Annotated in this window: 2 protein-coding genes; both read right to left on the bottom strand. The window is 53.5% G+C overall.

Annotated elements, in window-relative coordinates; translation table 11 throughout:
• Nucleotides 1-337: 337 nt before the first annotated feature.
• Nucleotides 338-1,027, bottom strand: a complete 690-nt coding sequence (locus Poly59_RS29120) for an acyl carrier protein (protein WP_146537632.1) — start codon at nt 1,025-1,027, stop codon at nt 338-340.
• 646 nt (nt 1,028-1,673) lie between these two features.
• Entirely contained in the window at nt 1,674-2,261 is a 588-nt protein-coding gene (locus tag Poly59_RS29125; protein WP_146537633.1) for a DUF6985 domain-containing protein, read from the bottom strand.
• Nucleotides 2,262-3,274: the final 1,013 nt, after the last annotated feature.

A 3,274-nucleotide genomic window follows, 5' to 3' on the forward strand; every position in this document is an offset into this window, starting at 1 on the left:
TAAAGTACGCGGCAAGCAATTCCGTTCATCGAAGGATCAGAACCGTTGCGGTGCCATCGGCAAACGCCAGTCGTTAAGACCGAAATCAGTCAGCGATCAACCAGCGTTGCAGCCAACGCCAACGGAGAATCAAAACGTTTGACGCGTCGATTCACTAACGCAAAAGCCGAACGACCAATTCGCAATCGAAGGTTGAAGTGATCGCTTGTGCGAAGAAATACGCCGGACACCTGAGGGAGTATGTCGGATAACGCTAGCCGTAACCGGGTCGCGTCGAAAAAGTTTGCCATTGCCAAAACGCGCGACACGCGACTCCGGTTCACGGCATGGTTATTTGCTACCCGACGCCGAGGTCTTCGACGAAACGAGCGTTGGAAACCACCTCGTCACCGTCAACCCCAAGGATTTTCACGATTAGTGGCCGCAATTCATCAAGTATATCGTCTGATGTCCCAAGATGTAGTTGCTTGGTCGCGGCAGTGACACCGACAAGTTTCGCCGTTACATCGCCAAACGTAACCCATTCATCAGGTGGAACAATACAGAATGGAGCAGTAATCATGTGCAAGACAAAAATGCAGAATATGGCGATCGCAAGTGTAACGGGAAAAATTCGTATGTCTATTGCTATCGCGGCAATCAAGGCGGTGCCAAGCAGGGCAGCGATTGAGGTGCCAAGGATTCCTCGAAGAATTTTCGGCCGGCGCAAGTCGCGGGGCGGCGCGCCGAGCAATTCGGAAAGGCGTTTCCACAAATCCCGGCGTTGTTGGACCGTTAGTTCGTCGGAGATACGCTGTCGCGGACGAATTCGGAACGTGCTATCGGCAGTCGCATTGCGAACCGCCGTTCGCAACCTCAGGAACGCTGGAAGCGTCGGGCAATACGTTTCTTGAGTCATCGAGATGCGGTTATGTATGAGCGCAACGAGATCGCCGACGGTTCGGATATGTTCCGATTCCGCGTTTTGGATTGTAATGCCGAAGTGGTCTTCGACATCCATTACGATTTCGACAGCGTCAAGTCCCATGTTTCAATCAAATAACGGCGGACATCACGGGGGACGGAGAAAAAACTATCCACTTGAGTAACCACGCAAGCCGTCCTCCCGTGCATGTCATGGTTCGCCACGTACTCATCACGACATACACCAAGTGGGCCAGATCAAAGAGTCGCTGCTGGACAAATGTTTGGGCACTGCGTACTCAAGGTATGCGCGAAGCAAGTTCGCCACAACAATGATCGCGAGAATCATCGCTGCAACCAACAACATGGCACGGGCCCACCGGCCGCGCAACGAGAGCATTGCTGAATAAAGTGATGCAATTGTTGCAAGAACGCAAACGAGGACTCCCAGCGACGCGGCTAATGCAATCGGCGGCTTGCTCGTGCTACTGACGTCGGGAATCGATTTAACGGTCATGGTAGCAACCACGATTGCATTGCCAACGAAGAACACGGCAATGAGCAAGCAGATCGCAGCTGGGAGAAATCTCCAACGCGAAAGCGCGCCGGGTAAGTCAGACGAAACGTTAGTCGGAGCGAAAGGATTCATTCAATCAGTTGGCGAACGGTACGGATCACCGAGCGGCGGGAGCACGGCAACCATTTGGAAAAACTGTCCACCGCCGCTTCGTGTGCATCCGATGGTTACCCGCAATTCTAACCGCGATGGGTCAGTGTATGCGACAAATCACCCAATCTTGGATCACGACTTCGACCGGGTGCTCGATGTCCCATGAAGTGTTGAAGTACAGCCTAAGCTGCGTTGGGTACTCGGTGTCTTCGTCAGCATTCAGGTGCAAATCCGGTTTGCCAAACATCGATCGCAACCTTCGTTTCTTGGGCGAGAATGGAAGTCGACGATCCAATTCATCGGTTTCGTACCGCTCCAATACATCAGTCTTATAGTAGTTTTCAAGCGCGGCTTCGATTTGGTCACGCAAATTGTGGTCATACGTGAGTATTGAAACAATACGATTTGTAACCGAGGGAGAAAGATCGGCGACAGTTGTAGAGAAACTTACTTCGAGGGTGTCGCCCCAAAACGTAACTGGTGGTTCGCCTTTCCATGAATAGTGAACAACGCGTCGTTCCTCTGGCGTGCCGCGATCAATGAAAAGAGGCGATGTCTGACGAACAAAACAGAACTCACCCAACGACACATTGGCGAAACGGTCGCTCGCCTGAAAACGCGCGGCCTTATCCGCAATGAGCTTGATCGCTCGCCGACGTTCAAGATATGAGCTTATGAAAGATAGCATTCAGTCAGTCGGGTAACGTTTAGGATCACCGGGCGGCGGGAGTTCGGCAACCACTTGTAAAAATCAACCACCGCCGCTCCGTGTGCATCCGTTGGTTATCGCTTTTATCAGAGCCATTTGCTCAGGTCGCACGGCAAACACAGTCTAACACCAAGACCGAGGTCAAGTCTTTAAGGTGAAGCGGGTTTGGCCGCGTGAGTTCTGGCGGAAGCCGTGAGCGTGGATGCGTGATCGAGTCGATCGCCGAATGGAATGACAAAGGTATCGTTGCAAGCACACGACCGACGCTGAAGCGGAGTGATCAAAAGCGTTGGGTCAGAACAGCCTTCGGCCCCTTGGGTGACAGCAACCATCAAAAAGATGAGCCATCGCCGCTGGCGAAACCTTCGCGGGTCAAAACTAAGGTGCGATAACGACCGGGATCACCGGGTGGGGACGGAAAAGGTAGCCATCAGGAAACGCGTGCAAGCCCCACTCCGGTGAATCCCATGGTTATCCATATCGTTCAGTCCAGAATGGTTCAGTGCGATACCAGCACGAAGGATCCCGTGGTCTGATTTCGGTGGCAAGTATCGTACCGGTCCAAACAGGCACGCGACAGCCTTCGCAAAGGTCAAAACGGAGTCCGGCGGTCAACGCTTCGTGGGGACCACGAAGAGTGGCAAGCTGGAAAACGATTTTGTAGTTCCAATCTCCCGTTGCAGGTGCGAACGAACGTGTGACGATATCCCAGGTCGCGTTTCTTCCCGCAAGTTCCGGACTTGAGCAAGCAACAATCTGTGGGTTATATCGGAGCCATGGTGGACGGAAGGGCCGATTGCCGACGTGTCGGATCAGCGCCGTCGCCGTCGTCGATACGTGGCCGGGTTGGTGCTGCATCTCTATTGGATAACGGCGGCGATCAGCGGGCCGGGAGAGTTGACTTTCCATCTGTGAAACCCTGCAAGCCCGGCTCCGTTGCATCGCATGGTTCGCCGCGACTGTCTGTTGCGTTCAGTCGCCGCCTTCAGCGT

Origin of the sequence: Rubripirellula reticaptiva (assembly GCF_007860175.1) — a bacterium.
GTDB lineage: Bacteria > Planctomycetota > Planctomycetia > Pirellulales > Pirellulaceae > Rubripirellula > Rubripirellula reticaptiva.